This is a genomic window from Pseudomonas salicis, from assembly GCF_057128705.1.
The window spans coordinates 1-3457 of record NZ_JBSKHU010000014.1 but is presented as its reverse complement, the minus strand read 5'-3'; the positions used below and the strand labels follow the sequence as shown (position 1 = coordinate 3457).

Annotated in this window: 3 protein-coding genes; all 3 read left to right on the top strand. The window is 59.9% G+C overall.

The window, feature by feature from the left end; all coding sequences use genetic code 11:
- Window positions 1–236: 236 nt before the first annotated feature.
- The gene (locus ACWKWE_RS29180; protein WP_483852481.1) at window positions 237–1628 is read left to right on the top strand and encodes an aminotransferase; all 1392 of its coding nucleotides are present in this window, start codon (window positions 237–239) and stop codon (window positions 1626–1628) included.
- Complete coding sequence (locus tag ACWKWE_RS29175) at window positions 1628–2734, top strand: ABC transporter ATP-binding protein (protein WP_483852480.1); 1107 nt, start codon at window positions 1628–1630, stop codon at window positions 2732–2734. Before ACWKWE_RS29180 ends, ACWKWE_RS29175 begins: the two co-directional genes overlap by 1 nt.
- 151 nt (window positions 2735–2885) lie before the next feature.
- Window positions 2886–3457 (top strand): extracellular solute-binding protein (locus ACWKWE_RS29170; RefSeq protein WP_483852479.1); only part of this gene is annotated, 572 nt, incomplete at its 3' end.

Sequence of the window (3457 nt, the reverse complement as noted above, 5' to 3'; positions counted from 1 at the left end):
GCGTCAACGGCGTTACGGGATCACGAACCGCGCGATTTTCAGCGGGCATGAGGGCACTCCTGAGTGGGTTGATCGAGGCCTGATGCGGCCTTCTTCTTACAACTTATAAGTTATATTTTGTGGAATCAACCACCGATTGACGTTTTTATTTTTTCTCGTCGAGGACTTGCGCGGCGTCAATTTCGATGTCAATCATATAAGTTATAAGTGATCAGTAACGCTCAACGAGGCTTTTCATGATGCAGGAAACCACCCTTCCCTTAACCGAACTGGCCCGCACGGACGTGCGCTTCCACCTGCATTCGCAGACCAATCTGCGGGCGCATCAGCAACAGGGCCCGCTGGTCATCGAGCGTGGATCAGGGATTTACGTGACCGATGAACACGGCCGCGATTACATCGAAGGGATGTCGGGCTTGTGGTGCGCGGGGCTTGGGTTTTCCAACCCTCGGCTGGTGGAAGCGGCGCAGCGCCAGATGGCTGTGCTGCCCTACTACCACACCTTCAACCACCGGGTGCCGAATGTGGTCGCACAGTTGGCCGAACGCATTGCCAGCCTGGTGCCGTTCGAACAGCCGAAGATTTTCTTCGCCTGTTCGGGTTCAGAAGCGAACGATTCGATGATCAAGCTCGCCTGGGCATACCATCGGGCGCGCGGCAAGGGCAGCAAGCGCAAGGTGATTGCCCACCAGAAAGGTTTTCACGGTTCGACGGTGATGGGTGCCAGCCTGTCGGGGTTGCCCAACATGCACGCGGCGTTCGGCTTGCCGCTGGAAAACAGCGTCTTGCATGTGCAATGCCCACATTTCTATCGCTACGGCATCGAGGGCGAAAGCGAAGCGCAGTTCACCGGGCGCCTGCTGCGGGAGCTGGAAGCGCGCATCGAAGCGGAAGGCGCCGACACCATCGCCGCGTTCATCTCGGAACCGGTGATGGGCGCCGGTGGCGTGATCGTCCCTCCTTCGGGCTACTTCGCAGGCGTTCAGGCGCTGCTGAAAAAGCACGACATTCTGTTCCTGGCCGACGAAATCATCTGCGGTTTTGGACGCACGGGCCGTTGGTTCGGTCATCAGACCCTGGGCTTCACGCCGGACATGATGGCCTGCGCCAAGAGCCTGTCATCGGGTTATCAACCCATCTCCTGCGTGGTGGTCGCGGGGAACGTCTATCAGGCCATCGAAGAGCAGAGCCAGCAACTCGGCGGTTTCGGCCACGGTTTTACGTATTCAGGCCACCCGGTAGCGGCCGCTGTGGCCTTGGAAACCCTGACGATTTACCAGGAAATGCATTTGCCTGAACGCACCAAGGAGCTGGGCCGTCTGCTGCACCAGCAACTGGAACCGCTGCTGGCACACCCGCTGATCGGCGAGCTGCGCGGCATCGGCCTGGTGGCGGGGCTGGAGCTGGTCGCGGACAAAACGACCCGTGCGTCCTTCCCGGCGCACATCGGCATTGGCGCGCAAGTCGAGCGGGCAGCCCGGGAACACGGCCTCATCGTGCGCAACATGGGGGACTCCATCGCCCTCGCGCCGCCGTTCATCATCACCGCCTACGAGATCGCCGAGCTGGTCGCCCGCCTGACGCGCGCGCTGGATGTCGTCGCTTTGGCTAACGGGTTGTCACTGTGATGAACGCCAAGGCCGCAGTCCCTCAAACCACCTTGCCCTTGATCGAGTTCAACGGCGTTCAGAAAAGCTATGACGGCAAATCGCTGGTTATCAAGGATCTGAATCTGGGCATCAGCCGGGGCGAATTCCTGACCTTGCTGGGCGCCTCGGGCTCCGGCAAGACCACGACGCTGATGATGCTCGCCGGTTTCGAGACCCCGACCCGGGGCGAGATTCTCATGGGTGGCACGCCGATCCAGAAGAAACCGGCCCATCAGCGGGGCATGGGCATGGTGTTCCAGAACTACGCGCTCTTCCCCCACATGAGTGTCGAGGAAAACCTGGCGTACCCGCTGAAAATGCGGGGTCTGAATCGCTCGGACTTACAGGCCAAGGTCAAGCGCGCCATCGACATGGTGCAGCTGCATGGCATGCAGCAACGGCGCATTACCGAGCTTTCCGGTGGGCAGCAACAGCGCGTCGCTCTGGCGAGGGCGATGGTCTTCGAGCCGGAAATCATTCTGATGGACGAGCCGCTGGGCGCGCTGGACAAGAACCTGCGCGAGCACATGCAGTACGAGATCAAGCAACTGCACAAATCCCTGGGTGTGACCATCGTCTACGTGACCCACGACCAGAGCGAAGCGCTGACGATGTCCGATCGGGTGGCCGTGTTTCATCAGGGCGACATCGCGCAAATCGGCTCGCCGACGGCGTTGTACGAACACCCGGAAAACGCCTATGTCGCGAATTTCATTGGCGAGAACAACGTGTTGATCGGCGCGGCCCGGCCTCGCGATGAGCAGACCTGTGAAGTGATCCTGGAAAACGGCCTGCAGGTCACCGGCTCTACAAAAGCGCTCAAGGGCCGGCGCCCTGAGCGGGTTGAGCTGGTCATCCGACCGGAGAACATTCGCCTCGGCCCCATGACAAGCATGCCCTGGCAGGCGACGGTGACCGACACCGTTTACCTCGGCGACCACCTGCGGGTGCATCTGCGCCTGAGCAATCATCAAGCGCTGATTGTGAAAGTGCCCAACAACGCGCTTTTCAAACAACTGCGACCCGGCCAGATGACCGGCTTTGACTGGAGTACCGACGACGCCCATCTCTTTGAATTGAGCTGATCCACCGCTGCACCCGATAACGATAAGTCTCGACAACAATAACGATCCGAGAGGCAACCATGCACACCATCCCTGACACCGTTTAGTTCGTCACTGCCCGTTTGTGAACCTTGTCTTCCTTTTACATCCTCAAACAGCAGGAGGGACAAACATGTCCTCGATATTCCGTCGCACCGCACTGGTCTGTTCGATTTGCGCCGCCACTTTGCTTGCCAGCCACGCCGTGCAGGCCCGAGACCTGACCGCTGTCGGCTTCGGTGGCGCCACTCAGGAAGCGTTCGATAAGGCCTACTTCAAGCCCTATGCAGCACAAAGCGGCAAACCTGTGGTGCAAGACACCTACGATGGCGGCATCGCCAAACAGAAAGCCATGGTCCAGTCCGGCAACCCCACGTGGGACGTGGTGCAGATGGACGAAAACGAAATGGCCCTGGCCTGCGAGCAAGGCCTGCTGGAACCCTTGGATCACAGCAAGCTGAGCAACGCCGCCGACATCCCCTCGGACAAGTTCGCACCGTGCGGGGTCGGCGCGATTGTCTGGTCGGAAGTCATGACCTACGACAACAAAAAGTTTGCCAGCGATGGCCCGAAAACCTGGGCCGATTTCTGGAACGTCAAGAAGTGGCCCGGCAAGCGTGGCCTGCGCAAGCAAGCGCGCATGACGCTGGAAATCGCCCTCATGGCCGACGGCGTCAAGCCTGCCGATGTCTACACGGTACTGGC

Coding starts and splice junctions, on each gene's coding strand:
- ACWKWE_RS29180 (WP_483852481.1), top strand. CDS start 237: ATGATGCAGGAAACCACCCTTCCCTTAACCGAACTGGCCCGCACGGAC.
- ACWKWE_RS29175 (WP_483852480.1), top strand. CDS start 1,628: ATGAACGCCAAGGCCGCAGTCCCTCAAACCACCTTGCCCTTGATCGAG.